This is a genomic window from Paenibacillus monticola, from assembly GCF_009664975.1.
GTDB lineage: Bacteria > Bacillota > Bacilli > Paenibacillales > Paenibacillaceae > Paenibacillus_AQ > Paenibacillus_AQ monticola.
On sequence record NZ_WJXB01000002.1, the window covers coordinates 33555 to 58861 of the forward strand.

Sequence of the window (25307 nt, forward strand, 5' to 3'; positions counted from 1 at the left end):
GAACGAGTTCACTAGTTAAAGAGATCCAAGACCTCTTTCATAGAATCGAAATCCAAATCTTTAGCACTAAAATCACTAGGGGTATGCTCGGTACCCTCTTTTTCTGCACAAAAATTAATGATTCGGAGTAAATGATCTTTGTACGATTCAGCCAGCATTTCAATGGTGCATTTAGCAAATTGTCGTGAACTGTAACTGATAGTCATGTTGAACTGGTTGTTCTTAATAATTCCATTCAAATCAAGATTGCAACGCTTGCCATAGTAAGGACTGACCTCATTGCCTGTAAGATAGCTTGAATATTTAAAACGGGGGTGATTAAGTTCTTGCTGGTTAAACTGCCCCATATAATTGAAACTAATTTCAGGTGTAACCTTAGGTTTTGAACCTTTCAATAAAGCAGCAGGAGTTAAGTAATTCAGAATACCGTAGCCAATACCTTTATTCGGAACCTTTCTCAAAGTCTCTTTGACCGAGATAATTGTATCCTCAATTTTTGTGGAGTTATCCATATGAATAACTACAGGATAAATTGAGGTGAACCAACCTACAGTTCTCCCAATATCCAGATTCGGAAAAATATTTTCTCTTCCGTGACTCTCAAGATTAATAAGTATATTATCTTCATGCGTCCATTTTTTTAGGGTGAGGCCAAGTGCTGCTAACAACAAATCGTTAATTTCTGTATTATATGCTTTGTTACATTGCTTAATCAGCTGCTCTGTTTCTGAATATGAAAGCTGCATTTGCACCTCATCGCTGTCCATCGTAATATGTTCCGCAAACTCATAATCCATAGGTAACTTACTCACATGATGGTTTCCCATTGTATTCCAGAATTCAAGTTCCAGAATTAGTGTTTCGGAATTTGCATATTCCTTGAGCTGTTTTGCCCATGCCTGGAAAGAATGTGTTTTACTTGGCAGCTTCACTACTTCACCTGACGACAATTGTTCATACGCCATTACAATATCCTCAAGTAAAATTCGCCAGGATACACCGTCAATCACCAGATGATGAACTGCTATGAATAGATGAGTTCCCATTTTTTCGTGAAACACCGCTACTTTCACAAGAGATCCTTCTGTTAACTTGATGCTTTGTTGAATTTCATCAGCTTTCCGTTCAATAAATGCTCTGCTGTCCTCCTCATCGCAGCAATCAAATTCATAAAGGTCAAACCAGTTATATTCGATTCCTCTATTCAATTGCGAAGGTTCCTCACCTTGATCGTCCACTACCATTCTTAAAGCATCATGATGAGACAGGATCGCTTGAAAGACCTTAAATACAAGTTCCTTATCGATTTGTCCTTCATGATACAGCATCATGGATTGATTAAAGTGATCCCTTCCTAAGCTTTGATTCTCAAAAAACCACCTTTGTACCGGTGTTAGCACTACTTCTCCTGTAACCTTGTCTTGTTCAACCTCGTGATTGAGGCGAAGAACGTAACTTGATAATTCGTTGATCCTTGGATGTATTAAAATATCCCTTACATCCACTCGAAGATTGTATCTTTTCATTCTGGAGGCTAGTTGAATAGCTTTGATTGAATCCCCTCCCAGTTCAAAGAAATGATCGGTGATCCCTACTTGATCAGATGCAAGAATTTCCTTCCAAACCTTGCAAAGCAACTCCTCCGTCTTATTTCTAGGTTCTTGATAGTTACTACTTGACAACATCCCCTCAGTTGGCTGCGGTAACGCTTGTTTGTCTACTTTCCCATTTACCGTTAATGGAAAGCTCTCTAACTGTATATAGTAAGATGGCATCATATAGTCCGGAAGCTTTGTTAATAAATCCAGTCTAAGCTCCGCTGGATTAACTTCTTGACTTGCTATGAAATAGGCACACAAGCATTTATTCCCGAGTCTATCTTCTTTACTTATAACTACTGTTTCTTTAATTGAAGGATAATTCATTAAATGCCACTCAATTTCACCTGTTTCGATTCGAAAACCCCGAATTTTTAATTGTTGATCCTTCCGGCCACAAAATTCAAGATTACCATCCGGCAACCACCGTGCGAGATCTCCCGTTCTGTAAATAGTCTTGCCCAACGCATAAGGATCTGGCAGGAATTTTTCTCGGGTTTTCTCAGAATCATTCAGATATCCTCCAGCTACCCCATCTCCTCCTAGATACAGCTCTCCTATCACTCCAATCGGAAGAAGTTTTCCGTATTTATCTAATAGATATGCCTTTGAATTACTGATTGGCTTACCAATAGGGATGCTCATCTCGTACCCGCCATTTATGGTGAAGCAAGTGGAAAATGTCGTGTTCTCAGTGGGGCCGTAGCCATTGATAATCGTCAACCCTTGATTCATTTTCTGTACGGCATCTATTTGCTGAATTGAAAGCACGTCACCACCAACAAGCAAATACTTAACATCTGCAAACATTTCAGGTTTCTCTAAGGCGTGTTGATTAAATAATGCAGAAGTTAACCACATGGTTTTAATTTGTTGCTGTTTCAGAACTTGGTGCAGTTTATCCGACTCCAGCATCGTCTCTTTGGTAACGATACAGAGACTCATTCCGTTCAAAAGGGCACCCCATATTTCAAATGTTGAGGCATCAAAAACGGTGGTACTTCCCTGCAACATTTTTAGCGAAGAACTAAACTCCATATATTCTGCGTTTACTACAAGTCTGACCACATTCTGATGTTTGACCAGAACTCCTTTAGGCTTTCCAGTGGATCCTGAAGTGTACATAATGTAAATCAAGCTGTCTACAGTATTCATGGAAACTAAGTTATCTTCACCGCAAGCTGCAATTTCTGGATCATCGAGAAAAACCAGGTTTGCGCTCTTGTTAACTTTGTCTGCAAAGGGGAGCGTAGTAAGTACAATTTCACAATTACTATCAGACAGCATGTAATGAAGACGTTCCTCAGGATAATCACTATCAAGAGGGAGATATCCTGCTCCAGCTTTGAGAATGCCAATAATTGCTGCAATCAGATCAAAACCTCTATCCAGCATAATTCCTACAGGCTGCTCGGATCGAACCCCCAGACTCTGCAGTTTTCTGGCAATCTGATTGCTTCTGCGATTTAACTGTTGGTAGGTCCACTCCTCTTTGTCGAATATAAGCGCCACACCCGAAGGAGACTTCTCAACCTGTTCCTCAAATAATTGATTTACTGTCTTAGACGCCGGATACTCCGTTGCGGTATTGTTGAACGCATTCAAAATCTGCTGTTCTTCGCCTGGAGCCAGCATGCACAACTCCGATATTAGTTTATCCGGGTGCTTAACAATATCTGATATTAGCTGTATGAAATGGTTTTTCAACCTTTCCACACTACTCTCTTTGAAAAGTCTGGTGCAGTATTCCAGTCTAAAATTAATTTTGCCCACTGACTCTTCAGCAATCATTGATAAGTCGAATTTTGAGGTTTGTGACTTCATTCTTACAGGTGTAATATTCATCCCCTCTAACTTCATAGCAGGGATATGCATATTCTCTAACACAAACAATGTATCAAATAGTGGATTTCTGCTGATATCACGTTGCATTAGGAGCTTCTCCGGGATAGATTGAATCGGATAATCCTGATTGTCAAACGCATCCAGCAAATACGATTTCACTTCATCCAAATAATCACAATATCTTTTATTTCCTTCTGGATACGTCCGAACAGCAAAGGTATTAACAAACATCCCTAGCGTTTGCTGCAGATCCAAATGTGGCCTTCCCTCAGACACACTGCCCACGATTAATTCTTCTTGACCTGAGTATTTAGACAATAGAATCTTATATGTACTTAGCAGCAGCATATACAGAGTAGTGCCTGTTTCTGTGGCAAGCTTGTTGAGATCATCACAAATCGAACCTTGTAATTCAAAATCAATCGAGTCACCTTCAAAGCTTTTTACCACAGGTCTTGTATAGTCATACGGTAAATCCAGTACAGGAATCTCACCGGCTAATTGCTCAAGCCAGAATCTCTCCTTTTGTTTCCACTCCAGTGACCCTTTAACCTTTTCCTCCCAAATAGCAAAATCATGATAGTGATATTTAAGTTCAGGAAGTGGTTCTTGACGATAGATATTCATATATTCTTGCATAAACAAACCTGCTGAGAACCCATCAAAAACGATATGATGCGTATCCCACAGCAACAAATGTTTGTTGTCCGATAATTTAACCAGTTCGACTCTGAGTAATGTTGATTTTTCCAGATTAAAAGGTTTGATAAATTCTTTGATTTTCTGATCAATGTCCTCCTGTCTCTCTGATTTGAGTTCTACATATGATATTTCAAAGTTAACGTTAGGTTTGATTTTTTGGATCACAGTCTCATTTGCAATCTCAAAAAACGTGCGAAAGGACTCATGTCTATTTATCATTTGCTTGAATGCATCTTCAATCCTAACTCTTTCCAAATCCCCTTCCACTAACATTGCATTCGGAAGATTATAGCTTACTCCGTGCTTATCCTGCTCGTACAAGCTATACATTCTCTTTTGGGCAGAACTGCAAGGATATCCAGATCTTTTTTCAGAAAGCTCCAATGATTGGATGGTAGATCGACGAGAGTTCTCAATAAGAGAACTGATCTTACTAATGCTCGAATACTCAAACAGTTTTTTGAATGTAAATCGCACACCAAATTCTTGAGCTATTTTTCTTATTAGATAGGCAACTTTTAGAGAGTGGCCCCCTCGTTCAAAAAAGTTATCATTAATATCCACTTCTTCGATATCCAATATCTCTTTCCAAATTGATACCAGTTTTTCTTCTGTCTGATTTCGTGCAGCTGCCACTACTCTCTGGGAATTAATTTCAGCTTCCGCATCCGGCAACGCCTTGGTGTCTACTTTTCCGTTGATCGTTAGGGGTATAGCATCTATTTGCAGCAAATAAGTCGGAATCATATATTGAGGCAGACGAGTGGACAAGAATTCCCTAACATGTCGTGGATTCAGTACAGTATCACTAACTAGATAAGCATATAGATATTCCTCGTTATTTCGAGCTCGGCTACAGAGAATAGTTGCATCTTGTATAGACTCATACTGAAGGAGCTGGCTCTTCAACTCTCCCATCTCAATTCTGAATCCCCTTATCTTAACCTGATCATCCTTCCTTCCGATAAACTCCAAATTTCCATCTGGGAGCCAACGTACTAAATCACCAGTTTTATATATTCTAGTACCTGCATCGAAGGGATTTGTTATGAATTTTTCGGATGTAACTGCCTGGGAACGGTAATATTCAATTGCCAGCATATCGCCTGATATGCAAAGCTCTCCAATGATCCCTACAGGTAACAGACGATCATTCTGATTAAGAACATATGCTTTTGCATTGAGAACAGGCTTTCCGATAGGAACAGTCTTACAAGTTCTTTCTTGCTGACTATATCTCCAGAACGTAGAACATATAGTTGACTCTGTTGGACCATATGCATTAATAAACTCGGTCGACTTGCCCCACCGTTCAGCCAACTCATAGGTAACAGATGAACCCGCTGTGATTAGTATCCTCAATGATGTCGCTCTTGCCGGGTCTAAATGCAATAAATACGTAGGTGGCAAAGTAGCTATTGTAATCTCATTATCCTGTAAATAATTTTCAAATTCTTTATAGTCTGAAGCAATCTCATTAGTAATTAAATGCAATTGAGCACCATTGAACAACGCCATCGTGATCTCCCAGATAGATGCATCAAATGACATGCTGGCAAACTGAACAATTTTGTCCGATTGCTGCACTCCGAGCTCGTGTTTGAAAAAAACGGAAAGATTGGAAATACCTTTATGTCCTAAAACTACTCCTTTGGGCTTTCCCGTTGACCCGGAGGTATAAATCATATAAGCAGCATTGTCTGAAGATATGTAATTATTGAGATTATGCTCATCTTCATGGCAAAACGACTCAAAGTTGATATTTATAGTATTAATCTGATTAATTAGCAGATACGGTTGTTCTAAATCCGTTAGAAGTAGTTTGGTATCACTATTTTCCAGCATATATTGAAGTCGGATCTCAGGATATTCAGGATCAAGCGGCAAATAGGTCCCGCCAGCTTTCATTACACCCAGCATAGCTACAATCAACTTGATTCCTCGCGAAGCTAATACTCCAATTATGTCACCTTGTTTTACTCCCTTCTTACATAGAGCCCTAGCCAAACGATTTGACTCCTGATTCACCTGTCTATAAGTGAGTTTCATACCTTGATGCACAAGCGCGATACCATCAGGAGTTCTCTCAACCTGATCTTCAAACCATTGGACATACGTTCGTGAAGAATTATAATCTGAATCTGTATTATTAAAGGTATGGACTATACGCTCATATTCCTCGGCATCCATCATCTCGTATTCAGAAATCTTGAGATCCGTGTTATGGACTATACTTACAACAAGATACTGAAAATGCTTAATGATTCTTTCTATTGTTTCTTTGCTAAAAAGCTTTGTACGATATTCTAACTTAATTTGAATCGAATCTCTCAGTTCTTCAGCTACAAGCGTAAGATCAAACCTCGAGGTATTAGTAGCTATCTGATATGGTTCAGCTTGAATTCCTTTCAGGGATGGCAGATACTTTTCTTCCATAACGAACATTACATCAAACAGTGGATTTCTACTAAGGTCTCTATATCGATGTAATTCATTCGCCAAATCCTCGAATGGATAATCCTGATTGTCAAATACGTCAAGAAAAATATCCTTGAGTTCAAGTAAATATTCTTTATAGTTTTTATTTCCATTCGGGAAGCTTCTAACTACAAAAGTATTAACAAACATCCCCATCGTTCTATGAATATCAGCATGTGTTCTTCCAGCTGAAACAGAACCAACCAAGATATCCTCTTGACCAGAGTATTTAGACAAAAGAATCTTAAACATGCTAAATAGTACCATATACAATGTGGTCCCTGTTTCGGCTGCAATTCCCTTCAGCTTAGCGGTAAGCTGTTGATCAAGATGACAATCCAGAGTTTCTCCCTCAAAACTTTGCAACATTGGCCGGACATAATCAGTTGGTAAATCCAGCACCGGGAGATCTCCAGAAAGCTGTTGCATCCAAAATTCTCTTTTACTGCTTAATTCCTTCGGGTGGTTCTTCATCCACACCGAATAATCCTGATACTGTATTTTCACCGACTCCTGAGCTTTTCCTTCATAGAGACCCTCAAGATCCCGCAGAAAAACCTTCATCGAGACATTATCTGTAATGATGTGATGCATTTCTAGCAACAATACATTGCTAGAAGGTCCAATTTTAAAAAGTATTGCACGAAATAGAGGGGCATGAGTTAGATCAAAGGGAAACACATATGAAGAAACCATTGCTGCTAGATCTCCATCATGAACATCAACGCATTCCAGTTGGAATGCGATCACTTCATTTATTCTTTGAACTAATTCCTCACCCTCCCAATAAAAGTTCGCCCTAAGTATATCGTGACGCTGAATCAGCTGTTCCAAGGCTCTTTCAAGACGTACTACATCTAGTACTCCTTCCAAAAGATATGCTTCTGGCATATTCTGATCTGCACCACTGTTATCCTGAAGCAAAAACATTCTTTTCTGCATTGATGTAACTGGGTAACTATCCTGTACCGCAGCAGTTTCAATTGGATAATATTCGCTCTTCAATTCGTTATCCACATAGTTGGCAATGGACTTGATAGTTGGTTTAGAAAACATGTATTTGGATGGAACGATGCTTCCGGTATCTTGATGAATGCGGGAAGATAACTCCATAAATTTCAACGAGTGACCGCCGATTAATAACAGATTTTGCTCAACACTTATCCTGTCTTCTTGAAAAATCTCTTGTGTGATTCGAGAAATTAGTATCTCATGCGGACTGTTTGGTGGAATATAAGCCGCGAATTCGCCAATCCTAGCATCAACAAGACTCTCCAGGAGTGCCTTTTTATTAATCTTCCCGTTCGGCGTTTGGGGCAAGCACTCAATTTGTGTATAGGAGACCGGAAGCATGTACTCAGGCAAATACTCAGCAAGATGTGCTGTTATAACTTCACTAGGGATCGTGAGTTCGGCTACGTAAAACGCGTGTATTCCTTGAATTTCACCATCTTTACTAATAGGTATCACTGACGCTTCAGTAATACTTTCCATTCTTAAAATAAGGTTTTCAATTTCTCCCAATTCAATTCTGTAACCACGCATTTTCACCTGTTCATCGCAACGCCCTACGTACTCTACTCTCCCGTCATTCGTCCATTTAACAAGGTCTCCAGTACGATATATTAATCCTTTTCCTGTTAATGGATTTACAATAAACCTTTCATTTGTAAGATCATTTCTATTCAAATATCCACGGGCTAAACCTCTTCCTCCGATGTACAGTTCACCTTCCTCACCAATCGGTACCAATTCACCCTGGTTATCAAGTATATAGAACTGAGTATTCGCCATTGGTTTCCCGATACGAATTACGGTTGAACCAGTTACCGCTTCTAACGAAGACCAAATCGTTGTTTCAGTAGGTCCATACATATTAAAAATAGCAGCGGACGATACCGATTGTAACGCTTCTAGCAATTTAAGAGGAAGCGGCTCCCCGCCCAACAATATATACTCTACATCCTTCAAGGCAGCAAGGAACAAGGGATCAACCAAGAACGCCTTACATCTTGTTGGGGTCATTTGAATTATACGAACTGAAGCTTGTTTCATGATCAACCCAATTTGCCGTGGACTTTGCTGTTGCTCTTGACTAGCCAATACTATAGTTGCGCCACGCATTAAAGGTACTAATGACTCAAGCACAAAAATATCAAAGGAATGTGTTGTCAATGCGAGCATGGAAGAACCCTCTGCCAACGGGATGTTCTCCAAAATTCCGCACATGAAATTATGAACATTGTCTTGCGTAATCATTACTCCCTTAGGCTGTCCTGTAGTTCCTGAAGTATATATTACATACGCCAAATCATCGGGTTTGGATTCCGTCATCAGATTTGTAATATCCTCCGATAAATAACCAAGCGATTCAACTTCAATCTTCTCCCCCGTAAAAGTGAAGTTTCTTGAAATAGAAGCATTTGTGATCATCAATGATATACCACTGTCATTAAGTATGTATTCGATCCGGCTCTTAGGATATGTAACATCAATGGGCACGTATGCCCCACCAGCTTTCAAAATGGCAATCATTCCAATTATTAAATCAGGAGTGCGCTCCAACAATAATCCTACCAGCCTATCCGGAGAAACGCCCTTCTCTCTTAAAATTGTGGCTAAGTGATTTGCCCGACGGTTTAACTCTTTATAACTAATTGCCTCATCATTAAATATTAATGCCGTCTGATCAGGAGTACACTGCACTTGGGCCTCAAACAAATCTTTAAGTGTAAGGTTCTGATTGTAAGTCAATTTGGTGCAATTGAAATCTAATAGAAGCTGCTTTTCTTCAGCTATATTAATTAAGCGAAATTCAGATGTATCCGTTTCCAATCCCCCTTGTATACTATGTAAAATATGTAATATATTCGATTTAACAATATGAATAGTATCGTCAGAAACTTGATTTCCGTACCGTAAATTCAATTGAATTTGTCCCCCTTCGTTCTCTGGGGTAATTAATAAATCTGTTTCTGACAATTTAATATTCTTCATTAACTCCATAAGAGAAATCACATTTCGATCAGGATCACAAGTATTCAGCATAAACAATACCTTTAAATATGAATCATGTTCATCTTCGCCAATGGCAGCTTGAACGTTATCTTCTCCACTTAACAATCCCGTTCTCTCGTTGTTATCCACCTTTAATAAGTTTAAATTCAGCAATAAATCTTTAATGTTTGAATAATTACTGACATCATACTGAAGAGGAATAACCTTTTTAATCAAACCATGTTCACTATGAACGCCTTGGTAAAGATCACTTCCCGTAATTACTTCTATCTTTGGAATTTCTTGTTGAAAGTATTTATGAAGAAGAAGCACGGTTGCTGAAAGAATGACAACATCCAATGTTGTCGTCATTCTTTCAGCCATTCTCCAAAGCTGTTGAGTCAACTTTTGATCAAGCAACACTTGAGTTCTTCGTTCCTCATGACCGTATACATTCAAACTACTGTTTAGCAATTTATTGCCCTCCATTTAATCAATTTCAGGATTCTTGATAACTCTTTACGTTCTCCGTACTAAATATCGCTTCATTAACTATAGCTACAACTTGTTTCGGGGACTCTTTAATAAAAAAATGGCCACCTGGTATACAGTGTATTTTCCATAACCCAGAGGCATGGATTTTCCACTCGCCCATCTGAGTTCTTTTAATCCCAGTATCCTCGCTACCATAGAACGCCGTCATACCACATCCGATTTTTCTGTTTCGTTCCAAAGAAGTGTAGTTCTCAATAACCTCGAAATCCGCACGAAGAATCGGAACAAAGAAACTACGTAACTCTTCATTCTCAAAAATTATGCTGGATGAAGCGCCATACTCCAAAATCACTTGCTTGAATTCTTCCTCCGGTAGGTTATGAACAATTTTTTCCTTTATACTATCGGGGGATCTTCCCGCTGACACAAAAAAATGAACAGGTTGATGAAAGCCATTTTTGATCAGTTCATGATACAACTCGAAGGCGATAGTGCTTCCCATGCTATGTCCGAAAATTGCATAATCTTCATCACACTTCAAACTCTCCTTTACTATATCGTAAAGCCCGGCGACAATTTCTTGTACATTACGCTGCAAAGGTTGTTTGGCTTTTGTCCCTCTACCTGGTAATTCCAATGGTATTAGTTCTATTTGTTCGTTTAAGTAGGTCTTCCAACTATGATAAATGACCGCCGATCCACCTGCATAGGGTATACAGAAGAGTTTGATTTTCAAGATTAAGCCTCCGATACGTCATTCTTTTATTAAATCGATTTAGAGTTTTTTTCCTTTTTGGGTGAGAAGAGATAACTGAAACTCACTAAAAAATCAATCCCTAACAGTAGAGACCATAACTTCATAAGTTTTCCAAGCTCTAATGTCCTTTCGGGATCGCCAACAAATTTAATCATTAAAACTATAATTGAACAACCAATACAAAAACCTAGCAGATGACGCATCCAGGCTTTAACCTCATTCTCCGCATGCGCTCTCCCATATCTTTTTATTGGCTTTGGTCCATTGGCAAACCAGTAAGCAAACTTTTGATCAGCCCAGCGAATAAGAGGACGTCCAAAAGCGATGCTCATTCCGATGTAATAAGCGGCTAGTCCATGAACAAAAGTAGCCTCAGCTCCATTTTTCAAATTAAAAAATGTGAATATCAGCAGCATGGTATCAACGATCGGTGAACAGAGCAACAGCATTCCACCTATTTTTTTTTGGTGGAGAGTGTAGCGAGTAAATAGTCCAGCAATGACAAATACCCAAAATAAAACTTCACATAGAATGATTAAGATTCCCATTGATATCTCCTTTCTCTATCCATTCTGGTATCAAGTCACACTATAGAGTCGTTCCTGTTCTTCTTCTTTCTGAGACGAATATAGGGCGAAGTATCTACTCTGACGCATCATCAATTGTTCATGTGTTCCTTCTTCAACAATCCGTCCATCTTCTACCACTAAAATGCAATCGGCATCAATCGTCGTAGACAAACGATGAGAGATAACAATTGTGGTACGCCCTTGCATTAACTTCTGCAAAGCATCCTGAACTATTTTTTCGGATTCCTGATCCAGAGATGCGGTTGCTTCATCCAATAATAGAACCGGAGAATTACGCAGAATGGCCCTGGCTATTGATATTCTTTGTTTTTGTCCACCCGACAAACTTTTCCCTTTCTCCCCAATATCTGAAGCAAAACCATTTGGAAACTTGCTGATGAATTCGAACGCATTTGCTTGTTGTGAAGCGGCAATCAGCTCATATTCATCAGCAGAATGATTTCCATCGAGGATATTGTCTTTAATTGTTCCTGAAAAAAGATAATTTTCTTGAGGTACGTATGAAAAGTAATTTCTTTGTTCTCTTATTCCTATTTCCCGAATGTCCCTGCCATTAATCTGAATTAATCCCTGATCGGGTGGATACAATCCCAGTAATAACTTGAACAGTGTGGACTTACCGCCTCCGCTTAGTCCCACAATCGCTATCTTTTGCCCTTCTTTGATCTCAAAGCTGATATCAGATATTGTACTTTTGCTATCGGAGAGGGGATAGCCAAATGAAACGGAAGACAATTTTAGACTGGTAAACGGTTTTCTACTGATCTCTTGTTCCTGAATATCATTATATTCAACTGGATGATCCAAAATTACAAACGTTCGTTCTGCCCCTCCAAGAGCTTGCTGCATATTTGCCCAAAGTGTGGGAATCACAGTAAACGGCATCACTAGGTAATTCATAAGCTGAATAAATGCTATCATGGAGCCTACATTCAATGACCCTTTCGCAACAAAATACCCAGCCAATAGAATAGCTATTACAAAGGTTAAGTTCCCAACCACTGTAGATGAAGCGTTCGCAGCTGCATTAATTTTCCCCAGCTTTTTCTCAATCTTTATAACATCTGCACAATGATCTATATACTGATTCATAAGTTTCTTTTCCAGGTTGAACATCTTGAAAATGTGGTCTGCACCGAGTATATCTTGTAGAAACGAGGTTACTTTCCCTTGTTTTAATTGCATGTTGTTACTCGTCTTACGAACGGTGCTCCCGAACACCTTTCCGATCATCATCATCAAAGGCCCGATGGATATACATATCAAAGCCAGTCTCCACTCGATATACATCAAATAACTGAAAGCTGCTACTGCTAGTAGGGGATTTTTCACTAAATCAACGATAATTCTCCCCGAAGCGTCACCTATAACCTGATTGTCGTTAGTGAACCTGGATAACAAATCTCCGGAATGAGAATTACTAAAAAAAGAATGCGGTAATCGCAAAACATGATTCATCATATCTATTCGAATATCATTTCTAACATTCATAGAAACTTTACTTTTAAAATAATTGTCAATATATGTATTAAGTCCATACACAATAAGTATTACAGCGCCTACAAATATAAAATCAATCCATTTGTCCATATTAAATTGCACTGCAGCATCCGTTATGATATTCAAAAACCAAGCAATGGATAATTCCAATGCAATACTCACTGTTGTAGTCACAGCTAGAAGAACATACATTGGCTTGTATTTACTCATGTATACCCATAAACGTTTAAAAGTAGTTCCATAGCCCATAAATAAATTACCTACTTATCGTTTTTTATTTTATTCACAACTTGACAGGAAAGAGGAGGATAAAGAAACACGAATTCCATTCATTATGGATAATTACTTATGTACGAAGAGAACACTTCGAGTATATCTAACAAAATACTAATAACAATTTCCGACATGCTTCTTTCATTCTGTACTTGATGTCATCCTGATTGACTATATCCACGCTTACGTTGTCTAAGCCCCTCCTTCAAATAGTTCATTGTCCTCATTCTTGCTACACTCTGTTCAACTAGGCGTGACGTCGATGACCGCGACCTCCCCTCGAACAACCGTTGCAACGAGCTGGAGATTCATTTCTTTCACACTTTCGCTTATTCGCATCACTCGCTTCGAATGACCTAATTTTCAGTTCTTGTGAAGCTGCACAACTAAAATAGCTGACCTTTATATATGGTATCTTTTTACTTTTATAGGATTAATACTATTTTATTTCATCTTTCAGTGGAATGGTTCCAAAGCCCTATTTGTATTATGTTGGAATATCATACCTTTTTTCCCTTTCATGCAATTCTTAATACAAAAGATCGTTTTTTGTCATTCCTTAGTGTTTATCCCTATTTTTTTTACCGATGCTGAAATTTAGATTTAATAGAAAGTTTCTCATTGTGCTTACTTGGCTTACGGTGTCAGATACGATACTTTTCTCACGAGATTTCGCACCCGAAATTGCGCCTGCAATTATCCAATGACCTCTATAAAGAAAGCAAACACAGAAAATTTAAGCAGACCGTCTTAAGGACAGTCGCTCCTCTCCTAGGTCTATAATAATCAATCGATATGATGCATAAATCCAAAGCTATACGCTGGCGGCTAAAGGCCTGCTGAAGATCCGACATTATAAGTTATCTGGTCATTCGCTCGCCCATTTCCCATCAAACAATCTTACGAAAGTACATATCTAGACGATTACAAAGTACAATCATCCTTCTACGACCAGACGTAAATGATTACATTATGAATGAAGAATCAAAACTTCTTACTGTTGGCAGTAGTTTAGATACTACTGAAAATCTATGTTCTCGTAAAATCTTTGCAATAATTATTAGTAATAATTACACCCATTAGAAAATGGTCGAATAGTCCGATGAGTTTTATATGAATTATTTTCTATATAATTTGTTGCACAATTATGAAAAATGAAAATGTGAAATCACGGGGTGAAATGTATGGAAATCATTCTATTCCCTTTGATCTCATGCAGATATATGGTTTGATAGCGTTCATACATTCGCAGCCGCAATCTTATCATCAAGCGGTTCAAATCCATGACCTGGGAACTCGAACCAGAGGTATTCGGGCTTCGCATCATTCCTAAGTTCAGAACGGACCCAAACCCTCCGCACCGCAGCTATTAAGGGACCTACTTGTCTGGCCTATCAGCTCAGGGCGGATCATGGATACTGCAGTAGCTGCCCAATACTCTTCCGGGTTGGATACCGGGGAACAGCATAAAGAGCCTGCGCAAGCTGCAGGCTCTTTATGCTGTAGTTATACGATGAAAGCTTGTTCATAGTACCCAGAAGCAGGTTATATCAACAATAATCAGTCAAAAACTTGTTCCAGTGCTTGCGGATAATAAGGACTTATTATTTTATATGCATTCAAGTGAGGATTGTTCAAATCATTGACATAGATGATCATATGCTGTCTGCTCTTTAAAAAAATATCAAATCTTTGCTTGCGGTCAGCCTGAACTATCGTAATATAATAGCTGATTTTTTTGTCAGAGCTTACATTTCGGGCCGATTTCATTAGGGCGTGTCTGAAAACTAGATATTACTTCAAAAGCGAAGCCGTAGCATAATTTTACAAGAAAGAACTCACGAGGGGATTGTAAAAAGATGCAAAGACGCCACGAAATCAAGGACGAAGAATGGGAACGAATACAACATCTATTGCCGCCCGAAAATACAGGAGAAGGCAGACCCTCGAAGTCCAATCGAGTCATGCTGAATGGAATGCTTTGGAAAGTAAAAACAGGGGCTCCATGGCGTGATTTGCCTGAACGATTCGGTCCTTGGAAAACGGTGTATTCCCGATTTCGTTTGTGGAGCAAAGACGACCTATTTCAAAAGGTGTTTGAGTCCTTGACCCGCGATGCGGACTTGCAGGATGTCTCTCTGGACAGCACCTCCTGTAAAGTTCATCAGCATGCAGCGGGGGCTAAAAAGGGGCCGAAAACGCCGAAACCAACCAGCAAATTGGACTTTCCCGAGGGGGACGCAATACCAAAATCCACGCTGTAGTAGACGCACTGGGTAATCCGGTTCGTCTGTTTCTAACATCTGGAAACATCCATGACTGTAAGTTAGCCATTGAAGTCCTCTCTGACGTAACGTTGTCCGGAAGTATTGTTTTAGCCGATAAAGCCTGCGAACCCAAAATATTTGAACCTATATTGAATCCCAAAACGCAACGTTCTGCATTCCGCCCAAGTCTAATGCGACAGATCCTTGGGCCTGTGATTTTTACCATTATAAAGAACGCCATGGGGTGGAATGTTTTTCAACAAACTCAAACAATTCCGTGGGATCGCAACACGCTATGACAAGCTTTCACTAAATTTTATGAGCTTTGCCTTTCTGGCTTCTGCGATGATTTTGTTAAATTAGCCCCATTAAGATTAGTTTTCAGACACGCCCTAGTCAGGTTTTAATCTTAATTACGGTTTATATAGACAGATTACTTTAATTACTTAACCCTTTCTTTAATTACTAATGCTTCCATGGGCAGGAACTTATCCGCTATGCTTATTGTGAAAATATGCACAAAGGGGCGAGATTATAAAATGAAGAAGACAGCAGCCGCTGCCCTTACTCTCATTCTCTCAGTCATGCTCGTGATCGCAGGATGCGGCAACGGGGATGGCAACAGCAAAGGTAACAACAAGGGCAACGAGAACTTGAGTAAGGACAACGAAACTAGCAAAGTTGAGGGCGTTTCAGGAGCATCTGAAGCAAGTTATACACCGTATGATCAATTAAAAGATAAATACGATATCATCATTATCGGTTCAGGCGGTGCGGGTATGTCTGCTGCACTGGAGGCCAAAGAAAAAGGCCTGAACCCGGTTATTTTTGAGAAAATGCCGGTTGTCGGCGGGAATACAAACAAATCCTCTTCGGGGATGAACGCATCTGAGACCAAATTTCAAAAAGAGCAAAACATTAAAGACAGCAATGATTTATTTTATGAAGAGTCATTAAAAGGCGGGCATGGTACCAACAACAAGGAGATGCTTCGTTTCTTTGTTGACAATTCCGCAGGTGCAATCGAATGGTTGGATTCCATTGGAATTCGCTTGAATAATATCACGATTACTGGTGGCATGAACGAAAAGCGTACACACCGTCCTGAAGACGGTTCGGCCGTAGGTCAATACCTAGTCAAAGGATTGGTGAAAAACTTACAAGATAAAGGTATTCCACTGTTTGTGAGCGCCGATGTTAAGGAAATTACCGAACAAGACGGCAAGATAAATGGCGTCAAAGTGCTTTTTAATCAAGCAGATGAGAAAAACATCACTTCAAATGCTGTTATTGTAACAACCGGTGGTTTCGGCGCCAATATGGATATGATTACGGAAGTAAGACCTGATTTGGCAGGTTACGTAACCACCAACCAAATAGGCAGTACCGGAGACGGCATCAAGATGATCGAGAAAGTCGGCGGCACAACCGTTGATATGGATCAAATCCAAGTTCACCCCACTGTGCAGCAAGAAAAATCCTATCTCATAGGGGAAGCTGTTCGCGGTGAAGGAGCTCTCCTAATTTCAAGTGAAGGCAAACGTTTCACTAACGAAATGAATACGCGTGATAAAGTTACCGCTGCAATCAATACACTTCCCGAAAAAGCAGCCATTCTTATCTTTGATTCCGGCGTAAAAACCCGTGTTAAGGCGATTGAACAGTATGAAAAAATGGGCTTCGTAATTCAAGGGGACACTATCGAGGCACTGGCAAAAGAAATTAATGTTCCAGCAGCACAACTGCAAACGTCGCTGGATACATGGAACAGCGCAGTGAAGAATAAAAAGGATGCCGAATTCGGTAGAACGACAGGCATGGACAATGACTTGTCCGGCGCGCCATATTACGCTATTAAAATCGGACCTGGGATTCACTACACGATGGGCGGCGTAGTTATCAACACGAACACAGAAGTATTAAATAAAGAAGGCACAGCTATTCCTGGGTTATTCGCGGCAGGCGAAGTTGCAGGCGGCTTACACGGTCAGAATCGGATCGGCGGAAACTCTGTAGCAGAAATCATAATCTTCGGCCGCCAAGCCGGTATTAAAGCAGCTGAATTCGTAGCCTCACAATAAACTAAGCTATCAGCTCTACTCACTTCTATCTATTTAACAAAAAAACAAACAACCGCTTGGGCTGAACATAGCTCAAGCGGTTGTTTGTAAATCCATATTAATACGTTATTCTCAATACGGGTCTTCTATCCAGAGGGTGAAGTTTCCCGGGTTCCTCTTCATCTAGGGATCTTTTCTGACGATGATATAAGTAGGCCGATATTACTGGAACATTATGGAGGAACCTATGACGACCAATCACAGAAAAGAACCTTTCCGATACTCATTTAAAGAGCCTATTCCCTTCAATCTGTATATTGTAAGCATAAATGGAATACCTGCTCCCACCAAACCTATTAAGGCATTCATGCATAACATCAGCCAATCGGGCTGTCGTCTGTGGATGCCACTTGCGTTGAACGTGGATACCCATCAAATCCGCATCAGCATGAATCTCGTGTTGCATGAAGAACCGCTGTGCCTGGAAGGTACACTGCGCTGGGGTCTTGAGGAGGCAGATAATCACTATTATGGGGTTCAGCTGGAGATTGCCGAACATGATCGCGAGCAGCTCCCGCGTGAGCTGCGACTCCTTGCCGGTCAGAATAAAATAATCGTGAAATAAAAACAGATGAGAACTGAAGACAATGAGCCCGCGCATAGTGCGGGCTTTTTGCTTGAACCCTGAGGCTCCAATTACTTACGTAGTTTAGGTGCAGTTTTGTCTACCCCTAAACATTACTGTATCAACGAAACAATAACGCGAGATACATTAACTCCTCCCATACCACCACTCATCCGAATAGTGTTATTCATACCTGAGTTTAAATCAATCAGGCGGCTGGTTCGACCCGTGTAAGTTCCCCATCCTCCTGTTCCAGGCAGAGAAAGAAAATAACCGTCACCAGCTGGGTCGCCGCTAGCGTCCACTTTGAAGGCTGCACCATTGTCAGCGGAAGCGTAGATCACTGTAAGAAGCGCCTTGCCACCTGCGCCGCCATTGACACCAGTCAACTCGAAGTAGGAACCTGAGATATGCATATTTTCAATATTATTACCCGACCGGACCGCCCCGCCTCCGATGGATACGTTGCTACTGTTCATGGGATATTCTGTCTTCACCGTATATTGCTCATAGTTCTCGTTAATCAAATCATAATACTTTATCTCTGTAGCATGGGAACGTGGCCCGACAGCCGGGACACCATCGGTCGTCTGTATTACCTTTTGGATGGTTCCATCTGGATTGAAGTATAACCGATCCACATTGACAGAACGCAGCGTACCGTTGGCGGAGATTTCGGAGTTATGGTAGAACATATACCAGTTACCCTTAAACTCCACGATAGAGCCATGTGATGTTTCGCTATTTTTTACCGGGTCGAGAATGATGCCGCGGTTTACCCATGGTCCAAGCGGGCTGTTGCTGGTGGCGTACCGCATCCGGTTGGCACCGGGATTATTGTCGGAATACATCAAGTAGTACATACCATTCCGCTTAAAGACCCAGCTGGCCTCATGGAAGTCCTGCAGCCCGGTGAACTGCTTGACCGCCCCATCTATCGACATCATGTTGCTTCCCAACTTCACGCCATAGCCGGTTCCGCCGCCGCCGGCATAAAGATAATAGCTTCCATCGTCATCGCGGAATACAGCAGGATCAATAAGATTACTGCCGGGAAGCCCCTCTATATAGCCTTGGGCGGTGAAATCTGCGGCAGGCTTATCACTTATGGCCACACCGATTTTCCAAGAATTGTTCCAATTCGTATCACTGGGATGAGGGAAATAGAAGTAATAGGTCCCGTCTTTGTAAGCGGCATCAGGAGCCCACATAAAGCCGCCCTCCGGACGCCCCCACGGCACATCATCAGCACGCAGAATCTCTCCTTCGTCCACCCAATCCACCATATTGTCCGATGAGAAGACGTGATATTTATCCATTAAATCACTACCCCTAGAAGGGAAAATATCATGTGACGCATAAACATAAATACGTCCGTCATCCCACACATGCGCAGAGGGATCAGCGGTAAATATACTAGTGAAAATAGGGTTTCCAGACATGATGTCCGCAGCCGAGGCTGAGGAAGAGGATGTGTATCCGATAAATACGGACAATAGCATTGTTCCTGATAAAAATAGGCTCAAAAACTTTTTTTTCATAAGTGCTACCTCCCCATTACCTGTATCCGGGATACATTCCCGGTATGCAGTTCAAATTCATGCAATAATCCTGCTTACTAACCAGACGGCAAAGACTATTCAAGCATCACCCCTCGGCATTATCATGGTAAATATGTAATTATATGGTTTGATATTAGTGTACAACATATGTAAGCGCCTTTATACTGAGGCATCTTTAAATTATCTTTGTCATTCTTAGCTTGACGATATATGAACCGTCTCTATAAAGAAAAGGAGCGCAGCAATTCGGTTCTTTTACAGTTAGATCATATGATGGATATTGTCGAAAATTGAGATTTGTTAATTTTATTAACCCCACGTTAAATAACATCAATTCGATTGACGGTCATTTTGGGAGGTTGGTATAATGAAATTGAAATTGACACGTTCCAAAAAATGAAAAAAGGGAGATTCGAATGAAAATCAAATTAAAACGGATTTTACTACCTCTGCTCGGAATCGCATTAGCCAGTTCTTTAGCCGCATGTGGGAATAACGCCTCTACCACCAATGCCGCTGATCCAGTCAATTCGACCAATTCTGCCAAACCGACCAATTCTGCCAAGTCTCCACTCGTCATTTACACAAACTCTGCCTCCGACGGCAGAGGCGACTGGCTGAAGGAGAAGGCCAAGGAGCAAGGCTTCGAGCTGCAAATTGTGGAAGGCGGAGGCGGCGACATCGCCAACCGGCTGATTGCCGAGAAGAACAAACCGGTCGCCGACGTTATTTATGGCTTAAGCACAATGAACTATGAGGAGTTCAAAGCTCAAGATATGCTGGAGCAGTACAAGCCTGCTTGGGCGGACGAAGTTTCGGACGGTTTAAGCGATAAGGACGACTATTTCCATGCTCTTGTCAAACAAGCCATTCTCATGATTTATAATTCTACAATGTATGACGAGAATACCGCTCCGAAAGATTGGCCGGATTTGTGGAACGACGAACAGTTCCATAATAAATACGATGCACCAAGAACAGGCGATCTGGGCGGAGGCACAGTCCAGGCAACACTTGCAGGCATCTTGGTTCGCTATCAGGATCCAAACGGCGAATACGGGATTTCCCAGGAAGGCTGGGATGCCATGAAGAATTATTTGAAATTCGGTTTTTACAAAGCCGAAGGCGAGGATTTCTATGCTAACCTGGCAAGCGAAAAAACTCCTCTTGGTCCTATGTTTTCAAGCGGCATTGCTTCCCGGGAGCAACAATACGGCGTAAAAGCCGGGATCGTGAAACCCGAAATCGGCGTTCCTTTTATCGTCGAACAGGCAGCCATCGTGAAAGGCACAAAGAATCTGGACAGCGCAAAAGCCTTTGTAGACTGGTTCGGCAGCGCGGAAGTGCAAACGGAATGGTCCAAGCAGTTCTCTAGCATGCCGGCAAACAACAAAGCGCTTGAGAACGCGGCGCAGGACATTAAAGACCTGGAAGCTTCAGTCAAGCAGCAGGATATCGATTGGGCGTTCGTCAACAAAAACATCAACAACTGGGTTGAAAAAATTCAGCTTGAGCTTTTGCCATAACCCGTATAATGCGCATCCCCGGCAGAACGGTTTCGGTGTGCCACGGCGCATCGAAGCCGCTCTGCCGGCTGCCTTTATTTGTAGACAGACAAGCGAGGAGCCAGGGAGTCATGATCGAATTTAAAGAGGTTGAAATTAAATACAATGATTTTACCGCAGTGAAAAGTTTGAATCTGCAGATCGGGGAAGGCGAATTCTTCACCCTGCTAGGCCCTTCCGGTTGCGGAAAAACAACAACCCTAAGAAGTTTAGTAGGATTTATTAACCCATCGCGTGGCGCCATTTATGTGAACGGCAAAGATATCACACACTTGCCCGTTGAGAAGCGAGATATCAGTATGGTTTTTCAAAGCTATGCCCTGTTTCCGACCCTCAATGTATATGAGAATATCGCTTTCGGTCTGAAGGTCAAGAAAATGCCAAAAGAACAGATTGATGCCGAGGTTAGAGCCATCGCGCAAAAAGTGGATTTGAAGAGCGAACAGTTACTCAAGAAAGTGTCCGAGCTGTCAGGCGGACAGCAGCAGCGTGTAGCGATCGCCAGAGCACTGGTACTAAAGCCAAGCATGCTCGTACTGGATGAGCCTTTATCCAACCTGGACGCCAGCTTGCGTGTCCAATTGAGAAACGAGCTGAAAAGTCTGCAAAAGAAGTTTGGCATTACCACGATTTACGTTACCCATGACCAAGAGGAAGCCCTGACCTTATCGGATCGCATTGCCGTGTTCAATCACGGGGTTGTCGAGCAGGTTGGTACGCCTTACGAAATATACAATCAGTCCGCAACCGAATTCGTGTGCAATTTCATCGGAGATATCAACAAGCTGGGCAGGACCCTATTGGAGAAAGTAACAGCCGCATCGGGCAAAACATTTGATCTGTCCAAAGTTGCCTATTTGCGAACCGAGAGGGTTCATACATTAGTCCCCGATCGGAATAGCGCCGGATTTGCTAAAATGAAGGCCAGTGTGACCGAAGCCGAATACTACGGGCTTTATACGAAATATACGTTTGAAATAGACGGAGCCTCGCTAAAAAAGGTGGAAATCGAAGACGGACGAAACCACTATGTCAAAGGGAATCAAATGGATATTTATATCCATCCCGACGACATTTTGCAATACTAGGAGGTTGTCCTCATGACAATGGAACGCATAAGAAAATATGTAACCTTGGGAAACATCATCGGTCTGATCATCGGCTTGTTCTTAACATGGTTTGTCGTTGCTTTTTTGGTTTATCCGAATCTTAACCTGCTGAAAGCCGTCTTTTGGGTGAACGGAACCTTTTCCATAGAACCCATCCAAAAATTACTTCACTCCACAAGAGCTTTGAAAAGTTTGCTTAACAGCTTTATTTTGGCGGTTTCTATGGTCGTTACTGTTAATATTATTGGAATTTTCTTGGTGTTCGTTAACGAATATTTCGACATAAAAGGCTCCCGACTGCTCAGAATTGGCTATTATACTACACTTGTTTACAGCGGGATCGTGCTGGTATCCGGCTATAAATTTCTATACGGCGAACAAGGCTTTATTACGAAATTCCTGTCCAATATGTTTCCCTTTTTTCCTGCCGGATGGTTCCACGGGTACTGGGCCGTAATTTTCGTTATGACGTTTGCCTGCACATCCAACCATGTCCTTTTCCTGACTAACGCCATTCGCAAGATTGACTTTCAAACCGTTGAGGCAGCTCGGAATATGGGCGCATCTTCGTTCTATATTTTACGAAGAGTTGTACTGCCGGTATTGCAGCCCACTTTGTTCGCCATCACCATTTTGCTTTTTCTGACCGGCCTGGGGGCAACCTCTGCGCCGCTTATTGTAGGCGGAACGGAATTCCAGACCATCACCCCTATGATTCTCGCGTTTTCGAAAAGCCCGACCTCCCGGGACATGGCTGCCGTGCTAGCCATATTTTTGGGAGCAGCTACGCTGATTTTATTGATATTCCTTAGAAAAATCGAGAAAAAAGGCAACTATATTTCTGTTTCCAAAGTGAAATCGGAAATCCAGAAGCAGAAAATCGGAAACAAGTGGCTGAACGCGCTGGTTCACGTTCTTGCCTACCTGCTATTTATCGTTTACGCTTTGCCGGTTCTGCTGACCATTACGTTTTCTTTTACGGATGCATACAGCATCTCCACATCCACGTTATCATGGAGCCATTTTACAATTGCCAACTACCGAATGCTGTTCACCGAAGCTGATGCGTATCAGCCATATATCATCAGTATTGTTTATTCCGCCGCAGCCGCTATTCTCGTCGTTGCGCTATCGCTGACGGTATCACGCTTTCTTCATAAATACAGCAATATCTGTACGACCGCGTTGGAATATGCGATGCTGATCCCCTGGCTGCTGCCGTCTACGCTGATTGCTCTGGGTCTGATTATTACGTACGACACGCCAAGATGGATTCTGGCAAACAACGTGTTGACCGGAACGATGTGGATTCTGATGATCGCTTATGTAATTGTTCTGATTCCGTTCACGCTGCGCATGTTGAGGGCTGCTTTCTTCGCTGTGGATTCTTCCCTGGAGGATGCAGCGAAAAGTCTGGGAGCCAGCACCTTCTATACGTTCAGAAGAGTGATTCTTCCCATTGTCCTCCCTTCAACCCTGGCTATACTTGCGCTTAACTTCAACAGCCATTTGGCAGACTATGACTTAACCATATTTCTGTACCATCCACTGTTCAAACCGCTGGGCATCGCTATCCAAAATGCGACGAGCGGGCAAACGACTGCTGACACCCAAGCACTCGGATTGGTTTATTCCGTTGTATTAATGGTGATTTCAACCGTAACCCTCTATTTAGTTTACGGAAGAAAATCGAAAGCATAGGCTTCTTAAGCCGAAGCGATGAGGAAGCTTTCCAAGATTATGACAATCCCCTCAGGATGAGCGGAAATACGCTGAACCGGAGGGGATTTTACTTGCTCAGAAAATGAAAAGCAACCGTTATCGGATTGGATGCCCGGTGACGGTTGCTTATTTTCGATTATATTCCGGTTCGATTCCTGCGTATTTGATGCGCTCTGCTCTACCAGTTCCCGGTGGCGGAACCTGCTGCTGTGTTTTGCGCTGGCGTTCTTCCACCCGCTTTCAGATATTGATCTCTGTAAGCCGACAATAAAGCAGGCCAGTCAGTTTGAATAATATCGATTTTTTTCTCCAGCAGCTTTCCCCAGCCCAGTTCAGGGCTTTGAATAATCGAAATATCGTCATCCAGTCCCCCGAATAACTTCGTTTCATCGTCCAGGGTAATTGCGTTTGCCCATACAAACAAATTTAAATCATGGAGCCGGTCTATAACCTCCTTCTGAAACAGTGGATCTGTCTCTGAACTTACGATCAGCTCCATGCCGACCAGGTTGATGTTAGAGTAAGACAACACCATATCGATCTGTTCGATAGACATAATAATCGGCATAAACATATATTTATTCCCGTGCTGATTGAACATCTCCAAGGTTTCCTTGATCACATGCCCTTTTATAATAATCTGATTCATCATATCCACTTGGTCCAGCGCCTCGAACAGCTCCGGCCAGAAAAACCAGGCTCGGTCTATATTAAATATGGTATCGCCTTTAAAATAGCTTAAAATATGCTCCAAACGCTCAAGTCTGGTGTTCGTAGGCTTCAAAAGATTGTTCAAACAAGGCAACTGGTCGATTCGGGAAGAATCCATCGTTGCAATATTATCCGGTTCGCCAAGCAATCTTGGTTCCCCGCCGTCATGAAACATATACAGTATGCCATCGGCCGACTTGGCAACATCGACCTCCAGCAAATCACCGCCTTGCAGCAAAGCGGCTTTATAAGCGGGTATCGTATTTTCAATAATATTGCCGCCGGGGCTACCCCTATGGACTGCAATCAAAACACCACGATCGCTGAATTTTTGATTGAACAACCGATTGATGTCGCTAAATTCTGCTTTTCCGAACATGAAATTTGCCTCCTGATCCTATATGAAGTATATATAAATTCATATTATCAATAAAATTGGTACGTGTCAATT

12 protein-coding genes and 1 pseudogene are annotated in these 25307 nt (G+C 41.5%); 7 read left to right on the forward strand and 6 right to left on the reverse strand.

What is annotated here, in order from left to right; all coding sequences use genetic code 11:
* Nucleotides 1–11: 11 nt before the first annotated feature.
* The 4 genes from GJB61_RS04640 to GJB61_RS04655 are packed head-to-tail and all read right to left on the reverse strand — an operon-like array spanning nucleotide 12 to nucleotide 13172.
* Entirely contained in the window at nucleotides 12–10109 is a 10098-nt protein-coding gene (locus tag GJB61_RS04640; RefSeq protein WP_154117325.1) for a non-ribosomal peptide synthetase, read from the reverse strand.
* 10 nt (nucleotides 10110–10119) lie between these two features.
* Nucleotides 10120–10851, reverse strand: coding sequence for a thioesterase II family protein (locus GJB61_RS04645; RefSeq protein ID WP_154117326.1), 732 nt, complete (start codon nucleotides 10849–10851; stop codon nucleotides 10120–10122).
* Nucleotides 10852–10880: 29 nt separating this feature from the next.
* Nucleotides 10881–11420, reverse strand: coding sequence for a hypothetical protein (locus GJB61_RS04650; RefSeq protein WP_154117327.1), 540 nt, complete (start codon nucleotides 11418–11420; stop codon nucleotides 10881–10883).
* A gap of 30 nt (nucleotides 11421–11450) precedes the next feature.
* The gene (locus GJB61_RS04655) at nucleotides 11451–13172 is read right to left on the reverse strand and encodes an ABC transporter ATP-binding protein (RefSeq protein WP_229521481.1); all 1722 of its coding nucleotides are present in this window, start codon (nucleotides 13170–13172) and stop codon (nucleotides 11451–11453) included.
* A 1449-nt stretch (nucleotides 13173–14621) separates the two neighbouring features.
* On the opposite strand from GJB61_RS04655, the gene GJB61_RS32505 reads away from it, so the two are divergent.
* The 4 genes and pseudogenes from GJB61_RS32505 (at nucleotide 14622) to GJB61_RS04675 (ending at nucleotide 18187) form a co-directional block, all read left to right on the forward strand.
* The gene (locus GJB61_RS32505) at nucleotides 14622–14705 is read left to right on the forward strand and encodes a (2Fe-2S)-binding protein (RefSeq protein ID WP_154118114.1); all 84 of its coding nucleotides are present in this window, start codon (nucleotides 14622–14624) and stop codon (nucleotides 14703–14705) included.
* 389 nt (nucleotides 14706–15094) lie between these two features.
* Nucleotides 15095–15865, forward strand: a pseudogene (locus tag GJB61_RS04665) (IS5 family transposase).
* 176 nt (nucleotides 15866–16041) lie between these two features.
* On the forward strand, nucleotides 16042–17583 hold the full coding sequence (locus GJB61_RS04670) for a flavocytochrome c (RefSeq protein ID WP_154117329.1): 1542 nt from the start codon (nucleotides 16042–16044) through the stop codon (nucleotides 17581–17583).
* Nucleotides 17584–17809: 226 nt separating this feature from the next.
* Entirely contained in the window at nucleotides 17810–18187 is a 378-nt protein-coding gene (locus tag GJB61_RS04675; RefSeq protein ID WP_154117330.1) for a PilZ domain-containing protein, read from the forward strand.
* A gap of 113 nt (nucleotides 18188–18300) precedes the next feature.
* Here GJB61_RS04675 and GJB61_RS04680 read toward each other — a convergent pair whose 3' ends face one another.
* Entirely contained in the window at nucleotides 18301–19728 is a 1428-nt protein-coding gene (locus GJB61_RS04680) for a family 43 glycosylhydrolase (protein ID WP_154117331.1), read from the reverse strand.
* 437 nt (nucleotides 19729–20165) lie between these two features.
* Between GJB61_RS04680 and GJB61_RS04685 the strand changes: the two genes are divergently transcribed.
* The 3 genes from GJB61_RS04685 to GJB61_RS04695 all read left to right on the forward strand — a co-directional run bounded on the left by GJB61_RS04685 (nucleotide 20166) and on the right by GJB61_RS04695 (nucleotide 24124).
* Nucleotides 20166–21275 carry an extracellular solute-binding protein gene (locus GJB61_RS04685; RefSeq protein ID WP_154117332.1) on the forward strand — a complete coding sequence of 370 codons (1110 nt, stop codon included), beginning with the start codon at nucleotides 20166–20168 and terminating at the stop codon, nucleotides 21273–21275.
* A 110-nt stretch (nucleotides 21276–21385) separates the two neighbouring features.
* Nucleotides 21386–22402 carry an ABC transporter ATP-binding protein gene (locus GJB61_RS04690; protein WP_154117333.1) on the forward strand — a complete coding sequence of 339 codons (1017 nt, stop codon included), beginning with the start codon at nucleotides 21386–21388 and terminating at the stop codon, nucleotides 22400–22402.
* A 12-nt stretch (nucleotides 22403–22414) separates the two neighbouring features.
* A complete protein-coding gene (locus GJB61_RS04695; RefSeq protein ID WP_154117334.1) occupies nucleotides 22415–24124 on the forward strand; it encodes an ABC transporter permease in 1710 nt (569 codons plus the stop codon).
* Between the two features lie 199 nt (nucleotides 24125–24323).
* Here GJB61_RS04695 and GJB61_RS04700 read toward each other — a convergent pair whose 3' ends face one another.
* Nucleotides 24324–25235, reverse strand: a complete 912-nt coding sequence (locus GJB61_RS04700) for a glycerophosphodiester phosphodiesterase family protein (RefSeq protein ID WP_154117335.1) — start codon at nucleotides 25233–25235, stop codon at nucleotides 24324–24326.
* Nucleotides 25236–25307 lie beyond the last annotated feature (72 nt).